This is a genomic window from Pedobacter nutrimenti, assembly GCF_032678445.1.
GTDB lineage: Bacteria > Bacteroidota > Bacteroidia > Sphingobacteriales > Sphingobacteriaceae > Pedobacter > Pedobacter nutrimenti_A.
Map to the genome: position 1 here is coordinate 344344 of NZ_JAVTSQ010000010.1, position 15238 is coordinate 359581.

18 protein-coding genes are annotated in these 15238 nt (G+C 39.5%); 12 read left to right on the forward strand and 6 right to left on the reverse strand.

Translation table 11 applies throughout. The annotated features are described in order from the left end of the window. Positions 1-28 precede the first annotated feature (28 nt). Complete coding sequence (locus R2S08_RS19895; protein ID WP_316836771.1) at positions 29-1006, forward strand: NmrA/HSCARG family protein; 978 nt, start codon at positions 29-31, stop codon at positions 1004-1006. 146 nt (positions 1007-1152) lie between these two features. Then, on the forward strand, positions 1153-1764 hold the full coding sequence (locus R2S08_RS19900; protein WP_316836772.1) for a hypothetical protein: 612 nt from the start codon (positions 1153-1155) through the stop codon (positions 1762-1764). 78 nt (positions 1765-1842) lie between these two features. On the opposite strand, the gene R2S08_RS19905 is transcribed toward R2S08_RS19900, so the two are convergent. From R2S08_RS19905 to R2S08_RS19920, 4 genes are all read right to left on the reverse strand, one after another. Beyond that, entirely contained in the window at positions 1843-2256 is a 414-nt protein-coding gene (locus R2S08_RS19905; RefSeq protein ID WP_316836773.1) for a hypothetical protein, read from the reverse strand. A 190-nt stretch (positions 2257-2446) separates the two neighbouring features. After that, the gene (locus R2S08_RS19910) at positions 2447-2887 is read right to left on the reverse strand and encodes a nuclear transport factor 2 family protein (protein ID WP_316836774.1); all 441 of its coding nucleotides are present in this window, start codon (positions 2885-2887) and stop codon (positions 2447-2449) included. A 7-nt stretch (positions 2888-2894) separates the two neighbouring features. After that, complete coding sequence (locus R2S08_RS19915) at positions 2895-3707, reverse strand: AraC family transcriptional regulator (protein ID WP_316836775.1); 813 nt, start codon at positions 3705-3707, stop codon at positions 2895-2897. Continuing rightward, complete coding sequence (locus tag R2S08_RS19920; protein ID WP_316836776.1) at positions 3688-4200, reverse strand: hypothetical protein; 513 nt, start codon at positions 4198-4200, stop codon at positions 3688-3690. The genes R2S08_RS19915 and R2S08_RS19920 overlap by 20 nt, the downstream gene beginning before the upstream one ends. 233 nt (positions 4201-4433) lie before the next feature. Here R2S08_RS19920 and R2S08_RS19925 point away from each other — a divergent pair, with 233 nt between their 5' ends. The 8 genes from R2S08_RS19925 (at position 4434) to R2S08_RS19960 (ending at position 11118) form a co-directional block, all read left to right on the forward strand. Beyond that, positions 4434-5177, forward strand: coding sequence for an SDR family oxidoreductase (locus R2S08_RS19925; protein ID WP_316836777.1), 744 nt, complete (start codon positions 4434-4436; stop codon positions 5175-5177). A gap of 94 nt (positions 5178-5271) precedes the next feature. Continuing rightward, positions 5272-5745, forward strand: coding sequence for a DinB family protein (locus tag R2S08_RS19930; RefSeq protein ID WP_316836778.1), 474 nt, complete (start codon positions 5272-5274; stop codon positions 5743-5745). Between the two features lie 190 nt (positions 5746-5935). Then, entirely contained in the window at positions 5936-6751 is an 816-nt protein-coding gene (locus R2S08_RS19935) for an alpha/beta hydrolase (RefSeq protein WP_316836779.1), read from the forward strand. 501 nt (positions 6752-7252) lie between these two features. Continuing rightward, positions 7253-8230, forward strand: a complete 978-nt coding sequence (locus R2S08_RS19940) for a hypothetical protein (protein WP_316836780.1) — start codon at positions 7253-7255, stop codon at positions 8228-8230. Then, entirely contained in the window at positions 8224-8991 is a 768-nt protein-coding gene (locus R2S08_RS19945) for a hypothetical protein (protein WP_316836781.1), read from the forward strand. The genes R2S08_RS19940 and R2S08_RS19945 overlap by 7 nt, the downstream gene beginning before the upstream one ends. A gap of 98 nt (positions 8992-9089) precedes the next feature. Next, complete coding sequence (locus R2S08_RS19950) at positions 9090-9458, forward strand: hypothetical protein (protein ID WP_316836782.1); 369 nt, start codon at positions 9090-9092, stop codon at positions 9456-9458. 315 nt (positions 9459-9773) lie between these two features. Further along, entirely contained in the window at positions 9774-10208 is a 435-nt protein-coding gene (locus R2S08_RS19955) for a VOC family protein (protein WP_316836783.1), read from the forward strand. Positions 10209-10443: 235 nt separating this feature from the next. Next, on the forward strand, positions 10444-11118 hold the full coding sequence (locus R2S08_RS19960) for a hypothetical protein (protein ID WP_316836784.1): 675 nt from the start codon (positions 10444-10446) through the stop codon (positions 11116-11118). A 183-nt stretch (positions 11119-11301) separates the two neighbouring features. Here R2S08_RS19960 and R2S08_RS19965 read toward each other — a convergent pair whose 3' ends face one another. Beyond that, a complete protein-coding gene (locus R2S08_RS19965) occupies positions 11302-12108 on the reverse strand; it encodes an AraC family transcriptional regulator (RefSeq protein WP_316836785.1) in 807 nt (268 codons plus the stop codon). Continuing rightward, positions 12109-13080, reverse strand: coding sequence for an aldo/keto reductase (locus R2S08_RS19970; protein WP_316836786.1), 972 nt, complete (start codon positions 13078-13080; stop codon positions 12109-12111). Positions 13081-13224: 144 nt separating this feature from the next. Here R2S08_RS19970 and R2S08_RS19975 point away from each other — a divergent pair, with 144 nt between their 5' ends. Together R2S08_RS19975 and R2S08_RS19980 are read left to right on the forward strand one after the other, a co-directional pair. Then, entirely contained in the window at positions 13225-14091 is an 867-nt protein-coding gene (locus R2S08_RS19975; protein ID WP_316836787.1) for a helix-turn-helix transcriptional regulator, read from the forward strand. Between the two features lie 70 nt (positions 14092-14161). After that, a complete protein-coding gene (locus R2S08_RS19980) occupies positions 14162-15217 on the forward strand; it encodes a hypothetical protein (RefSeq protein WP_316836788.1) in 1056 nt (351 codons plus the stop codon). Positions 15218-15238 lie beyond the last annotated feature (21 nt).

The window sequence follows — 15238 nt, forward strand, 5'->3', positions numbered from 1 at the left end:
TACGAGATTTCACTTAAATCATAAAAGAATGGTATCGAATTTAAAAGCAAATGAAGCACTGAAACAAGAAGATAAACCGCTGATCACCATAGTTGGTGTTTTGGGTAAACAAGGACGCAGTGCGGCGCATACACTCTTAGAGAGTGGGCGGTACCGAGTACGCGGAATTACCCGACGTGTTGATTCACCCGAAGCGATTTGTTTGATCGAACAGGGAGCTGAACTTCTGAGTGTACCACTTGACCTGGGATATAAAAAAGATTTCGTTGAAGCATTTCGTGGCTCGGATGGTGTTTTCATGATGACGCCAAGTATTGTTCCTCCGCAAACTCACGAGTTGGAATTGGGTAAACAGTTAGCCGATGCGGCGGTTGAAGCAGGGGTTCAGCATATTGTCTTTAGCAGTTTGGAAAATGTAGACAAAATTACACAAGGGAGAAAGTTTGCTCCTCATTTTACAGATAAGGCTATGATTGAAGAATATATCCGTACGCTTCCAATCACCAGCTCGTTTATCTATATGGCTTTTTTTTACACCAATTTTATGGAGTTTTATATGCCAATTATAGAAGGGGATACACTTGTGTTTCCTGTTTATCTACCAAAAGATTTTCGTGCGCCATTTGTTGATCCCCTTACTGCTACAGGGCCAGCCGTTTTAGAGATTTTTTCTAATCCGGGTCAATATGCCGGTAAGTCTTTACCAGTAATTGGCGATATTATTTCACCTCAGGAAATGGTAGACACTTTTGTTCGGGTTACAGGCAAGAAAGCCATTTATAGTTCTGCTTTCACAAGGGAGCATATGCTTCATCATTTTCCGGATTTTGGCTCAAATGAGCTTTTAGTGAGTGAGATTTTGGGAATGGCAGAGTATGCGGTGGAATATGGTTATTTCGGCAGAGATCGTGATTTGTTATGGAGTCGCCAAATCAACCAGAATAGTCTTAATTGGGAACAATTTCTTCGCAGTACCGGTTGGCAAGGTGAGAAAATTTCCTATTAATTGGTTGAGGAGGTGCTTGAATCTGACTGTGGCTTGAACAACTTTGCAAAGAATGCGCTGGATTGGGCAGATTTGTATTATTAGTTGTATCTTTTATTTTTACATAAAATCAAGTACTACCACATTGTACAGGTACATCATTTAAAATGACATTTACTAAAAACGATTTCCCCGAAATAACATCCAGGCATTCCCAGGTTTTCACTTCGTTCATCAAAGGATTTGGGTGGCTGATGTCTGTATTTGTACCCATTGCTATGATAGGGTCAACGATACTCGTTTTTAATTCAAGACATATTTCAATCGGTTTAAAAACAGGAATGCTTGTACTGACCTTACTGCTGGTGTGGTTTTTTGGATGGCTGATGGTAACAATGCGAAAAAGAAAGAAAAGTAATATTACCAAAATAACGATAGATAAAAATGGCATTAATTATTACAGCGACTTAGAACTGATTAAAACATTAAATTACGATGATTTGAAAACCCGTCCGGAGAATGAAAAATATGATGTATTTTTGAGCGAGTTCGGAGAGGGTGGTCCTTTTCTATTAAACTTTTATGTTTTGGATGCTGAATCTGGCAGCCTCCTGAAAAAACAACCTGATTTTGATTCGGACGTTGTTATCACCAACAGTAACCAGCTTACCCGCCATTTCGTAACAGGTATATTATACTTTAGGCCCGATTTAAAAATTGAACCTGGTGTATTAAATTTGTACCAATTGGAATCGGTTAAAAATGACATACCGTACTAGCAATTTTCCTTAAAGAGCTTTTCACTCCCGACTGCTTTAAACCTGGTGTTGCAGATCGTATTGAAAAATTTATCGATCTTAGTTTTTTACGAATTTGCCCAAAACATTTGAAAAAATACCATTAATAGTGCCAAATAAAAAACTTGAATAAAAAATAAAAGAGCCGGGAATGATGACGTAAGGATGCCAAAAATACAGATACCGCCAACCATAGCCATGGCTTTCATTTTTATAGCTATAAAGCAATAATCCTATTGCCAAAGCAATCAATAGGAGGAGCCCAAACCATCGAATAATGCCATTTTTTTTCAAAAGAGGATTAATCAAAAATTGCTTGGTATAATAAATAAATACGATGAACCAAAATGCCGTGCCCAGGCCAAGCAAAACGAATGCTTCGCCGGCAGATGTGTGAATCATCTCAAAATCGCTTTTATGAAGATCTGCTACGTAATGGAGAATGAGTGGGAGTCCAATCGCAAAAAACAACAAAAAGATGATCCAAAATATATTAAAACCTTTCCAGAAATTCATAGAAACCAGTTTTAGAGATTAATATAAAGCTTCATGTTAATTGTTAAAGATAGGTAATTATTTTATTTGCAGAAATGCGTCATTGTATATCGATGAGTGTGTGGAAAGATGAAGGTGAGGGATTTATTCGGTTAAATCTCTTTTCCTATTATCGGGTTTCAATCCAATCAACCAACAGTTTGCGCTCGGCAAAAAGCCATTTTCCCTCTTGTTTCACGAAGACATCCTTGTAACGTATGGTCGCTATCATTAAATGCTGACCACTTTCATCGATAGTTAAATGATGCGCAAAACAATAGGTGATTCCTGTTGCTTTGTCTCCAGCCAATTGAACAGTACTTTGTCCGTTGAAATGCATAGTTGAGTTATAGGTGTTGAGGTTGTCAAACACGGGGAATAAATCGGCTCTGTTATTCATAACCTGACTTGGTGTATCAGATTTACTGTCCATATACACCACAAAATGTGTGTCTTCAGTAAATAAAGCCATTTGTCCTTGCGCATCTCTTGTGTCGGCGCAGTAAGCATATTGATCCACTAATTCGCGAATCGCGAGACGGTCTTGAGTCTCTTGTTGAAATTGTTCCATTGCAATATTATTTAGCAGTAATCATGGCGGGTGTTATCCCGAATTTTTCCTTAAAAGATGAATAGAAATGAGAAAGATTTTCGAAGCCCAGATCCAGGTAAATGTCTGTAGGTTTCCGTTGTTTTTTCTCAATGAGATAATAAGCTTCAGAAAGCCTTTTTTCTTTCAGCCATTTGCGTGGAGAACTGTTGAATATTTTCTGAAAATCCCGCTTAAAACTCGCCAGGCTTCGCCCGGTAAGTTTTGCAAAGTTTTCAATCGGTACATTGTATCGGTAGTTTTTTATCATAAACTGCTCAAGGTCGATTTTAAAGGGCTCCGAAAAATCAAATAGAAATATTTTGAGCTCAGGATTGGTCTCCAGCAACAAAGTGAGTACCTCATTTACTTTTACGGTTTCCATCTGCGGACTTACAAGCTTAGCTTGTTCCACATACGGCACTAAGGATTGGAAAAAGCCGTCCAGAAAAGGATTGGAATCTAACAATATATTAGGCATTCCATTATACTTTTTATCCAGAGCATAATGGTGGTCGATGCCAAATTTTCTCAACCTTTCCGCGTTCAGCATGACAGAAAGCGACCGATATTCCTTGTTCTTAGCCGGATATTTAAATGCTTTGGCCAGCTGATGCCGGTGGGAAATCAACAATTGCCCTTCTTTCAGGATGATCACCCCATTCTGATGATCAATATGTGTTTCTCCCGAAATCTGATAGGATATGACATGCTCAGAAACAAACTGTTCATGGCCTAACACCTTGTCAAAATAACAAGAATAAAGAAATGCATTTCCAAAGTTAAGGTCGTCCAGATTCATCGTTAAAACTTTTTAATTGTTCGTGGTAAATGGTGTTACGTGCATCGGTATTGCTGTCTACAGCCATCAGGAATAAGGCCAAAAGCCCAATTGTAATTCCTATCGCGCGCCAGTTAGGTGAAGATAAAAATAATATCATCAGTCCAGACACCACTAATAAAATCGGCAGGACTTTGAACACCGTTGCCAGGTCTTTTTGAGATTTGGTGGTGCGTTGCAGTTCCTGATGCATAAAAGAAACAGGATCGCTAACGCATGCCTGTTCAAATTGCGAAATTCTTGGTTTGTTGGCGAAGAATAATCCGGCACCAACGGCAACCAGGAATAAACCAGAAACAACTAAAGGCCAGATAAATGCCTTGGCCATGGTTGTTTTCCCCCAATACCAAAAGCCAAATGCCGATACGAGCACAATAATACTGAACAGCCAAACCATTTTGGCCGAAAAGACTTCGGCCTTAGCCCAGTCTGTACTTAATTTAAGGATCTCCATATTTAGGTTATTTTGCTTAAAGGTATAATGGTTGACAACAAATTTCCTTCCTTTTTCCGGTTTTAAGTTTTCTCCAGGGCTCAGTTTTTATTTGCTGTACAGCTCATTTCTTTGTTTTTTCCTAAAGTATGTGTTTTCTTGCCGATGAGCTTTTTGGCAACTAAAAGTTGAGCTGTGAAGAGAATTAACCATGATTTTTACAATCGACATTTGTAATCTAAAATCAACATAAAATGAATACGAATATTTCAGGAAAGGTAATAGTGATTACAGGAGCCAGCAGCGGTATTGGTTTGGCTACAGCTAAAAAATTAAGTGAACAAGGTGCTATTGTTAGTCTAGGTGCCAGACGTATTGAAAGACTGGAGGAACTGGTTGCAGAGATTAAAGCAAATGGTGGAAAAGCCATTGCACGTCGTACCGATGTGAGCAACAGGGTAGATCTCGAAAACCTGGTTAAAGATACAGTAGCGGAATTCGGCAAAGTAGATGTGATTGTGAACAATGCAGGCGTAATGCCTTTGTCGCTAATTGAAAGCCTTAAATTCGAAGAGTGGAATCAGATGATCGATGTAAATATAAAAGGTGTATTGCACGGAATCGCAGCTGTAATCCCTTACTTTAAAGCACAGAAATCAGGACAGGTAATCAATGTATCTTCAGTTGCCGGACACATCGTTGCACCAACTTCAGCTGTATATTCAGCTACAAAATTTGCGGTGCGCGCAATTAGTGAAGGATTCAGACAGGAAGTAAAACCATATAACATCCGTACTACCATCATTTCTCCGGGGCTAACCGAAAGTGAATTGTCGCACACCATCTCAGTTGAAGAGGTGAAAACATCCATTGACGAGATGAGAAAAATGTCTATCCCGGCAGTAAGTATTGCCAATGCGGTTGCCTATGCCATTGCTCAACCCGAAGATGTAGATACGAGTGAAATTATAATCAGACCTACTTCGCAACCAATGTGAGGTACAGTGATTTAAAGTTTGGACTTTAATGCGAAAAGCTTACTTTAGAGCATATGATGGCTTCTTCTGTTATTAAGAACTTAGACCAATTTAAATGATTAATGTAGGTTTTGAATGTGAAATTTTAAGGGCCAGCAGGACCAGGCTATTGCACTTAATGGAAACGAGTAGTTATGAAATATTATTTAAAATTCCAGAGGGTTTCAACAATAATATAATTTGGCAAATTGGTCATTGTATTACTTCTCAACAGAGACATATGTATATGCGTAGCGGATTACCGATGTATATCTCTAATGAATTCATGGAGTGCTTTAAGATTGGATCGTCTCCAGCTTCCTGGGTAATTACTCCAGATGTTCATGAGGTGAAGCATTTATTGATTGATACGGTTGACCACCTTGAATCAGATCTGGAATCCGGATTATTTGTCAACTACGAGCCCTTTGAGCTACCCATAGGATTTCAAGTGAAAAATCATGTTCAGGCACTGCAAGCCGCTAATTATCACGAAGCGGAGCACAGTGGGAGGATTTTTACGTATTTGAAGCTGCTACTCAATGAATGAATTAAGGCAGGGAATAGGATATTGATAGAGGCTCCTGAGCCAATCCAATCCTCCAAATTCGATTCACCGGACTACTGATATAGCTATATGAGTAAAGAATGAAAATAGCAAGGCGGGATTATTGCCGAAGATATTAACTTTAACAAATTATCGCTAACTCCTGATTATGTTAAATAAAAAAACGTACTGAATGAAAAAACTTGTCTTCCTCTTTGCTTTATTTACTCTTTCATTTCATGCATTCGCAATTAATCCTTCTAGGCAGTATCAAGTAAGGCCTGAACAACTTGGTTTGAAATATCAAACTAAGAGAATAAAAGTCAGTGCCACAGTTGAACTCAACTCGTGGCTTTTTCTGCAAAACAATCAAAATAAACCGTTCATTATTGTCTCCAACTCTGACGCTGGAAATATGTCTAATTGTTTAGGTCAGGCTGGTGAATTTTTCAAAGCAGGATACAATGTCATCTTATACGACTACAGGGGATTTGGGGAAAGCTCAGACTTTGAGATTAATCGTGATATGATGTATTATGAAGAATTTGTAGAAGACTTGCGCTCTGTTTTACATTTTGTAAAAAATAAGTTTGCGCCCAAGAGGGTAATTTTATACGGATTATCTATGGGCACAATTATTTCAAAAAGCGTTCTGGATACAGATACGTCTATAAATGGGGCAATATTGGATTCTTTTGTTATCGATCCTAATCTAGTTGTTGACAGAATTATGGAGATAAAAAACAAGCATGTTTTACTTCCAGATGAAGCACAAAAGTATGTTGAATCTAACAAAAAGCCGACATTAACTCCAATCTTGTTATTTTCTGGTTTAAAAGACATTGTTACCAAGTCAACAGATTATTCAGCGTTCATGGACCTTAATGCAAAATCCCGATTGGTAACATGGGATTGTAACCATATTGAGTGCTTTTATAAAATGACAAAAGATATCGACAGTGATCTCTATATGTCAGAAGTCAACACATACATTAACAGTTTGGAGTAAGCCAGATAGGAAATGGTTCGAGAAACACCCAGTTAGGCCCACAAGCCCTCTTTATAGTGCGTAAAGAGGGCTTTGTTTTTTTAACACCTGGGGTACTTATGTTGGTATGTTCAGGGATAAATACGGTATTGAGTGGATTGTTGAGTTTAACCCGGAGTATAAGGGGTAAGGATAATGATTGTTTATAATCCAGATTAGGTTGAAATCTAATTAGCTACAATATCTTCCCGTTTAACTTTTCCAAACGTCTCTAGTTCCATGAATTTTGAATCAAAGATTAATAAAAGCTAATGTCCGCATTGTCAATATTAATTAACATTGTTTCAGATTCAAACGAGTTTATCAATATCATTAGGTTAAATGTTACGGATAATTGATGGCTCCAAGAGGTACTGCCTTGATATGTTTATTAATCATTTAATAGTCAGTATGATAACGTTTGTATTGCAAGCTAACATTTTTTTTGTTAGTGTGCGTTTTTTTTGTTAGCATTGTGAAGTCATGAAGGAAATCCAAAGATACATAGAGGAGAGCTTTGGGCTTTCTATAAAATTTGCTGAGCTTACCGAGACTGAAGTGCGGGAACTCCCCTTATACCTTAAAGGAGGATATGAACTTGAAAAAGCACGATTAGGCAAACTAAAACTGATATTCGCTAGACCAAAATATGAAGACTATACACCAGGACAGCTGGAAAAACAGCGAGAACTATTGAGTGATAAACTCAGTAGCATCGTAGTTTTCGTGCTTAATGAAATCGAACCATATATGCGCAGAAGACTAATAGGGAGTGGAGTGGCATTTATACAGATCGGTAAACAGTTATATATACCCGAACTGTTGCTGGAACTCAGTGATATCAAAAAACAATATGGTAGCGAAGAATCCAAAAAATCTCACCTAAGTGTTCCGGCACAATTTGCTGTTCTATATCATCTTGAAGTTGGCTCAATAGAAGAAATGCCACTCAGTGAGATTGCCAAACTGCTTAGCACAAATGCCATGGCCGTCTCTAGGATCGTAAAGGAACTGGACCAACATGACATTATTACAATAGAAGGTTCAAGAGAAAGACAGGTCTGCTTCAGTAAAAAAGACAAAAAACAAATCTGGGAATCAGTAAAAAATCTAATGGTCTCCCCAGTTAGAAAGATCTTCTATACCGATTACCCACTAGATAGCGAACCAAAAGCAATACTCTGCTTTGACAGCGCACTCGCAAAATATTCCATGATTTCTGAGGGCAGGCAACCATCTTATGCCATCAGTCGAAAAGATTTTATGGAGTTAGAGGAAGAGCAAAATATCCCGTTGGGATCTTACGGCAGATTCCGTCTGGAAATATGGGCATATGATGCCTCTAATATATCGAGCAAAAAAATAGTTGATCCGCTTTCATTATACCTTAGTATGCGGGAACTGGAAGATGAACGTGTAAAAATGGCACTAGAAGAAATGATAGACAACATCAAATGGTAAAAGGACTAGACCGCTTAAGATCATACTTTGAGCAATACACACAAAATTACATTATCATCGGTGGAACTGCCTGCGAAATAAGGCTGGAATCTCGTGGAATTGATTTCAGAGCCACAAAGGATGTGGATATGCTCATTATCATCGAGGTCATCGATAATGAGTTTCTAAAAGCATTCTGGCAGCTAGTACGCGATGGTGAATATATAAACCGGAACATGGAAGCGACCGAAAAGAACTTTTTCAGGTTCAGTCAGCCCCAAGTAGAAGATTTCCCAGCCATCATCGAACTTTTTTCACGTAAGCCTGATGCCATTACCCTTCCGAAAGATTTCCATCTGACACCCATACCTACTGAGGAACAGCTTTCTAGTCTTTCGGCAATGTTGCTTCACGATGAATATTATGGATTCACCTTAAAAAACTGTGAAGTACATGAAGGACTAATGGTCGCCAACGAACGTGCACTCATTGCACTCAAGATCAAGGCCTATCTCAATAATCTCCAGCGGAAAGCAGAAGGCCATCAAATCCAGTCCAATGACATCGAAAAACATAAAAAGGATGTATTGAAGCTTGCTGCAACACTAGCCAATACCGACCAGGTAGATTGTCCAGATGTCATCAAAGAGGATATTGCAAACTACATCAGGCTACTGGAAGCGGAAGATTTCAATGTTACCGGACTTACTAAAGAGGCTGGACTTGGGCCTATAACCCTAAAGGACATTACATCACAAATCGCCGCAGTATTTGGACTTTAAAGACGCATTTATCTTATCCCTCCTGGAATATCATCGATTATAAAACCGGAGAAAATTGGGCTTGTACTATTGGGGAGAATCACAAGACAGCAGTAAGAATGTTTGATCCACCACATATCGATTCGTCTTCTTATTATAGTTTGTCTTATGCAGATAAGTTTAAAAAAATTGCTGGTTTTAACTGCCAAAAAATGATTATTGTCAATAAGGTCACAAAGGTAGAGGATTCTATGTACGTATGTAAAGACTTAAATAATTTCGATTATAGATTCGAGACCAAGTTTGGCAAAACAGATTTTATTGTCCAGTCTTACGCTCATATGAGTAAAACAACTCTTGTGTATACTGTTGTAAAGGTAGAAAAAATAGATGTTCCTTCTGATACTTTTGTTATTCCTAAAGATTTTATTCGCTTTCAAAGTACAGAAGAGTATGTAAAGTGGTCAAAGAAAATAAAGGAGAATTAGGATTTATCTTCCGGGGCCCTGAAATGAATTCAGGGTGACGTGGCGGCGATAGCGATTTGCTTCAGGTCAGGGTGACGACAGCCCTTTGAAGAGCGTATTAAACCAACCTATCATTGATGGTCTTTCACTGATTTTCCTTCTCTTACTTGATTTATAATATCTGTTGTAATTAATTTAACTTTTTTCAAGTTGGATTAATTACAACACGCCGCCGGCAGGGCTTTTACTCGATAGTTTCATTTTTGAGTGGCGGATGTTTTTTCTTTAAATCTTAATTTTCAATTGTTATTTTAGAGACAAGATAAATTAAATATCATGAGAGCAATTAATCCCTGGATCAACTTCAATGGCAATGCCGAAGAGGCGTTCACTTTTTACAAATCGGTTTTTGGCGGCGAGTTTACAAAAATCATCCGTTTTAAAGATCTATCTGGACCCGAGTTTGAGGTAGCGGAAGAGGAGGTAAATAAAATAATGTACATCGGCTTGCCTCTTGGCAAGAACAATGTGTTGATAGCCAACGATGTTCCCGGATTTATGGGACGGGTAAGCGAAAATGAAAACCGGTCTAAAATATATGTGGATGCGGAAAGCCGTGAAGAGGCGGATAAAATATTTAATGGATTATCATTAGGTGGAGAAGTGGATGGGCCAATTGGCGAGAGCCCCTGGGGTACTTATGCTGGTATGTTCAGGGATAAATATGGTATTGAATGGATTGTCGAGTTTAACCCGGAGTATAACGGGTAGGGTTTACAGGACGGGGTGGCGATAGCGCTTCCGAGATGCTGAAAAATTTACTGCGTAGCTTTCCGCTTCGCTTCAGGTCAGCATGACGTGGAGGTGATGGGGATTCTTTCCTGGTTGGGTGATGGCCATGGGAGGTATGGGATTTATTAATATCTTAGCTTATATGTTATGCTTTCGATTATACAGGTACTTATTGCGTTTAAGGTTGATTAACTTTTTTAAAGCGGGTGTGTTTTTGTTGATTCCTTTAAGTTTTGATGCCTTAGGTCAGGAAAAAAAGCTTCATGCGGAGGCTGTCGTACTTAAACTTGGTACAGATTCTATGAATCTGTACTTATACTTAGTTAATTACGGCAACATGCAAAAGGGAATAATTACCAACTCCGTCAACCAAACGGAAAGTGTTTACCAGGATGAAACACATAAAATAGGTAAGACAAAGGTTGGTCTTACATCTTATCCCTCCTGGAATATCATAGATTATAAAACCGGAGAAAATTGGGCTTGTACTATTGGGGAGAATCACAAGACAGCTGTAAGAACATGTTATCCGCCACCTATCGATTCTTCATCTTATTATAGTTTGTCTTATGCAGATAAGTTTAAAAAAATTGCTGGTTTTAACTGCCAGAAGATGATTATTGTCAATAAGGTCACAAAGGTAGAGGATTCTATGTACGTATGTAAAGATTTAAATAATTTCGATTATAGATTCGGGAACAAGTTTGGTAAAATTGATTTTATTGTCCGGTCATATACTCATGTTGGTAAAACAACTCTTGTATATACTGTTGTAAAGGCAGATAAAATAGATGTTCCTTCTGATACTTTTGTTATTCCTAGGGATTTTATTCGCTTTCAAAGTACAGAAGAGTATGTAAAGTGGACAAAGAAAATACAGAAGAATTAGCATTTCTCTTCCGGGGCCCTGAAATGAATTCAGGGTGACGTGGAGGTGATAGCGATTCGCTCCGGGTCAGCGACGGGGTGGCTATAGCGATTCCGGGGCCCTGAAATGAATTCAGGGTGACGTGGAGGTGATAGCGATTCGTTCCAGGTCAGGGTGACGGGGTGGTGTTGACGGTTCGTTGGATCAGATCATTGAGGGTGCTTTGCCGAATTTTTGCTTGAACGAACGTGAAAAATGGGGCAGACTTTCGAAGCCGAGATCTAAATAAATGGCTGATGGCTTTTGATGTTTCTGTTCGATCAAATGCTTTGCTGCGTTAAGACGTTTGTCTAACAGCCATTGACGGGGTGGCATGCCAAAAGTTTTTGTAAAGTCGCGTTTAAAACCTGCCAGACTGCGTCCGGTAAGTCGCGCAAATCTTTCAATCGGGACATTAAAATGAAAATTGGTCATCATAAAGCGCTCCAGATCAATTTTATAAGGTTCTGCAAAATCGAATAAATACGACTTCAATTGAGGCAGACTATGTAATAATAGTTTAACGCCTTCTTTGACTTTGAGCATACCCATATCATCTGTAAGCGGCCCTGCTATGGCACGTGCATAAGGAATAATGGATTGAAAATAGCCAATAAGAAATGGATCGGGTGGAATAGGCACATTAGATGGGCCGATATATTTTGGACTGGTACCGATCTGTTCTTCCAGCGCTATTTTGCGCAACAAATCTTCCTGAAGGCAAATGACGATGCTTTCATAACTTTGGCCTGGAAGAGGTGTTTTAGTCAGCGTACCCAGCTGATTTTTACCGACCAGCATCATTTCGCCTGCTTTGACCTCCATGCGCTGGTTAGCCGTTTCTAGATGAAGTTGCCCGGAAACCATCAATACCAGCGTATGATGGTTCCAGAAGCATACTTTATCTTTCCGTTCTGCGGAGAGATAGGAATAGAAGATCACACCGGGAAGTATTTCAGCTGGATTGGTCATTTATCTCTGTAAATAAGTGCCGCCTAAGATGGCGCCCGGTGCAAAAGTAGTGTTTAATAATTCTATTTCAGATGTCGTAAATCCAATACTCATAGCAGCCATATTTTCTGGCAACCTTGAACGGCGGTTCATGCTTACCAATGGCATGATATGGTCGCCTTGCGCATTTACCCAGGCGATGGCAATTTGTGTTGGTGTAACCTGTTTATCTTTCGCCAAGGCTTTCAATACTTCAACTTTTTCCAGGTTTTTGATGAGGTTATCGCCCTGAAAGCGCGAGAAGTGCAGGTGATGGTCATTGGCTGCAAGCGGCGCTTTCATATCACCTGTTAACAGACCTTCGGCGGTGTTGGCGAAGGCGACTACTGCAATACCTAATTCTTTAGCGGCCGGTAACAATTCGCTTTCTATCTGACGGTCTGCCAGTGAATAGCCAATTTCCAGCGCGCTTATCGGATGAACTTCGTTTGCTTTACGCAGTTGATCAGCCGTGATCTCAGAAACACCGATGTAGCGAACTTTACCTTCTTTGATCAGGTCGGCTACGGTACCTATAATTTCTTCTACTGGTACGCTGTCGTCCATCCGGCAGGGCTGGTACAGGTCTATGGTTTCAATGCCTAAACGGGTAAGTGAATAATTGATGAAATTCTTAATCGCCACGGGGCGCAGGTCCAGGCCCAGCCATTGGCCATTATGAAAGAAAGCACCAAATTTAACGCTAATGAAAGCATCATCCCTGCGGCCTTTAATGGCTTTGCCGATTAGCAGTTCATTGTGCCCGGCACCATAAAAGTCGCCGGTATTTAAAAAATTGATGCCACTGTCAAGCGCAGATTGTATGGTAGCTATGCTTTCCGTTTCATCTGGTGTTGGCCCTCCCCATACGGAAGACATGCGCATACAGCCCAAACCTAGTTTGGATACGGACGGACCATTTTGGCCCAGTTGTATTTTTTTGATCGTTGTCATGATACAAATATCAGTGTTCCATCAGCATTGAGCTTATCTGTAAGGCTCAAATTAATTATCCTGGTAGCTCACTATTTGTTGATTTTAGTTGGCAAGATCTATCTATTCCGCTAAATTTAGAGCGTGAAGAAATTGTAAAAAGAAATGGCAGCAGTCTCCAAAATTAAAACTTATCATTTTCTCCCCTATAAATATGGGTCGGAACTGTTATTGGATATTGGTCGTATCGAAACATTGAATCATTATGTGTTAGATAGTACCTTACATCAACTTAGTTTTTACGAAATTATTTTCATCGAAGAGGGGGCGGGCACTTTTACATTGGACGAAAATACGACAGTCATAACCCCACGAACGATCATTTTTACGAGTCCCGGACAGGTGCGTTGCTGGGAAATTGAGCAGAAGGTAAGTGGCTATGTATTGTTCTTTGAAAAGGACTTTCTCCATCTTTTTTTTTCGGACGAACTCTTCCTATACCGGTTTCAATATTTCCATCAATATTCACGTCCAAACGATATGCAGCTATCGGAGTTGCCATTTGTAAAATGTCTGGAGCTTTTATATGGAATAGAAGGGGAGTTCGGGCAGCTTCAGAATGATAGCAATCATTTGATCAGGTCACTTTTATATCAATTGCTTGTACTGCTCAACCGATATTATGCGGGTGTTTACAATGTTCAAAGGGACACCTATGTCCATCCAGATTTTTATAGATTCCGATTTTTGCTGGAAAAGAGATTTGTGGATGACCAGAGTGTTGAAGCCTATACAAAAATGCTCAATGTGAGCTCGGGATTCCTCAATAAAATTTGCAGGCAATTTAGCGGATTGTCAGCTCAGCAAATGATTCATTATAAGCTGATTTCAGAAATAAAGAAACAACTTTATCAAAACAAATCCTCAAAAGAGATTTCCTACGAGTTTGGCTTTTCAGATCCGTCTAATTTTAATCGCTTCTTTAAAAAATTTACAGGTACCACAGCTCAGCAATACCGAAAGAAGATTTAAATGACCATTTTAAAGATAAAATGATCATTATAATGGGATAGGCATGTTCTAATTTTACAAAAAAAAGGACATGATAAAATACACATTTAGTCTTCTCCTGTTCATCATGAGCGTAGTGTTTGTACAGGCAGAACAATTATATGTTAATCCTCAGAGAGGTAGTGACACAAATTCCGGAATCAAGACAAGCCCGTTAAAGACAATTGCTGAGGCCGCAAAGCGCGTCAACTTAAACAAAGAGCAGGGAGCCACGACAATCTTCATTTCAGAAGGTGTACACCTGCTCACCCAAACTGTTGTATTCAGCAATGACAAGTATACCCTTAATAACCGTCTTGTCCTTCGTGCGGATGTAATGCCTGACGATGCAGACTGGACTCCTCAAAAAATGCCGGTTGTGGTAACAGCCGTGCCGCTTGCGCCAGGTTTTGGGGGAGAAGAAGCGAGAGGTATACAACCGGAGGTTAGCCATGTGACCATTGAAGGAATAAGATTTACCGGCAGTCCAGATTACTCTTATGTAGATGGAACGAATCTACGTCGTTCCTATCCAATATGGCGTGATGGAAAAAGATTGGACGATCTGCTTGTAACACAATGCCTGTTTGCTGGTGATGTGGATGTGTTGCCCTTGCATGTGGGGGTTATAGCCAATGGTTATGGCCTGGTTATCGACCATTGTGTTTTCTTCAACTGCAAAAATCCAGTTGTTTTCTGGCAAACTGACGGAGGGACTGGTAGCCGCAATGTGATGCGTTATTCGCTAGTCTATGGCTGTTATTTCAGTGGCGTTTGGACTACAAAAAGTACCAATGGAGAGGATTTCGATTTTCACAACAACATCATAGCAAACTGTAGTACAGTTTGGATAAGAGAAAAAGGAAGTACGCGCCGATACAAAGCTTCTGATTGCATTTTTGCTGACAATACCAATCTGGCAGGATTTGGAAGTGGCCCGTTAAGCGGCAATGATGCAACTTCAACAGATTTTCTGGAAATGAAAAACGTACAAACTACCGGAACTGTAAAAATTGAAAAAGATCAGAGTAAGCGCAATTACCTGCAATTAGCGGAAGGTTCGATGGGTTCGAACTTGCAGGCAGGACTTTTTAAAAAGAACCAATAGTTACTGCTTCTAATACAAATG

Excerpts from the sequence above, each read along its gene's own strand:
- R2S08_RS19895 (WP_316836771.1), top strand. The coding sequence starts at position 29 with ATGGTATCGAATTTAAAAGCAAATGAAGCACTGAAACAAGAAGATAAA.
- R2S08_RS19900 (WP_316836772.1), top strand. The coding sequence starts at position 1,153 with ATGACATTTACTAAAAACGATTTCCCCGAAATAACATCCAGGCATTCC.
- R2S08_RS19910 (WP_316836774.1), bottom strand. The coding sequence starts at position 2,887 with ATGGAACAATTTCAACAAGAGACTCAAGACCGTCTCGCGATTCGCGAA.
- R2S08_RS19915 (WP_316836775.1), bottom strand. The coding sequence starts at position 3,707 with ATGAATCTGGACGACCTTAACTTTGGAAATGCATTTCTTTATTCTTGT.
- R2S08_RS19920 (WP_316836776.1), bottom strand. The coding sequence starts at position 4,200 with ATGGAGATCCTTAAATTAAGTACAGACTGGGCTAAGGCCGAAGTCTTT.
- R2S08_RS19925 (WP_316836777.1), top strand. The coding sequence starts at position 4,434 with ATGAATACGAATATTTCAGGAAAGGTAATAGTGATTACAGGAGCCAGC.
- R2S08_RS19930 (WP_316836778.1), top strand. The coding sequence starts at position 5,272 with ATGATTAATGTAGGTTTTGAATGTGAAATTTTAAGGGCCAGCAGGACC.
- R2S08_RS19935 (WP_316836779.1), top strand. The coding sequence starts at position 5,936 with ATGAAAAAACTTGTCTTCCTCTTTGCTTTATTTACTCTTTCATTTCAT.
- R2S08_RS19940 (WP_316836780.1), top strand. The coding sequence starts at position 7,253 with ATGAAGGAAATCCAAAGATACATAGAGGAGAGCTTTGGGCTTTCTATA.
- R2S08_RS19945 (WP_316836781.1), top strand. The coding sequence starts at position 8,224 with ATGGTAAAAGGACTAGACCGCTTAAGATCATACTTTGAGCAATACACA.
- R2S08_RS19950 (WP_316836782.1), top strand. The coding sequence starts at position 9,090 with ATGTTTGATCCACCACATATCGATTCGTCTTCTTATTATAGTTTGTCT.
- R2S08_RS19955 (WP_316836783.1), top strand. The coding sequence starts at position 9,774 with ATGAGAGCAATTAATCCCTGGATCAACTTCAATGGCAATGCCGAAGAG.
- R2S08_RS19965 (WP_316836785.1), bottom strand. The coding sequence starts at position 12,108 with ATGACCAATCCAGCTGAAATACTTCCCGGTGTGATCTTCTATTCCTAT.
- R2S08_RS19970 (WP_316836786.1), bottom strand. The coding sequence starts at position 13,080 with ATGACAACGATCAAAAAAATACAACTGGGCCAAAATGGTCCGTCCGTA.
- R2S08_RS19975 (WP_316836787.1), top strand. The coding sequence starts at position 13,225 with ATGGCAGCAGTCTCCAAAATTAAAACTTATCATTTTCTCCCCTATAAA.
- R2S08_RS19980 (WP_316836788.1), top strand. The coding sequence starts at position 14,162 with ATGATAAAATACACATTTAGTCTTCTCCTGTTCATCATGAGCGTAGTG.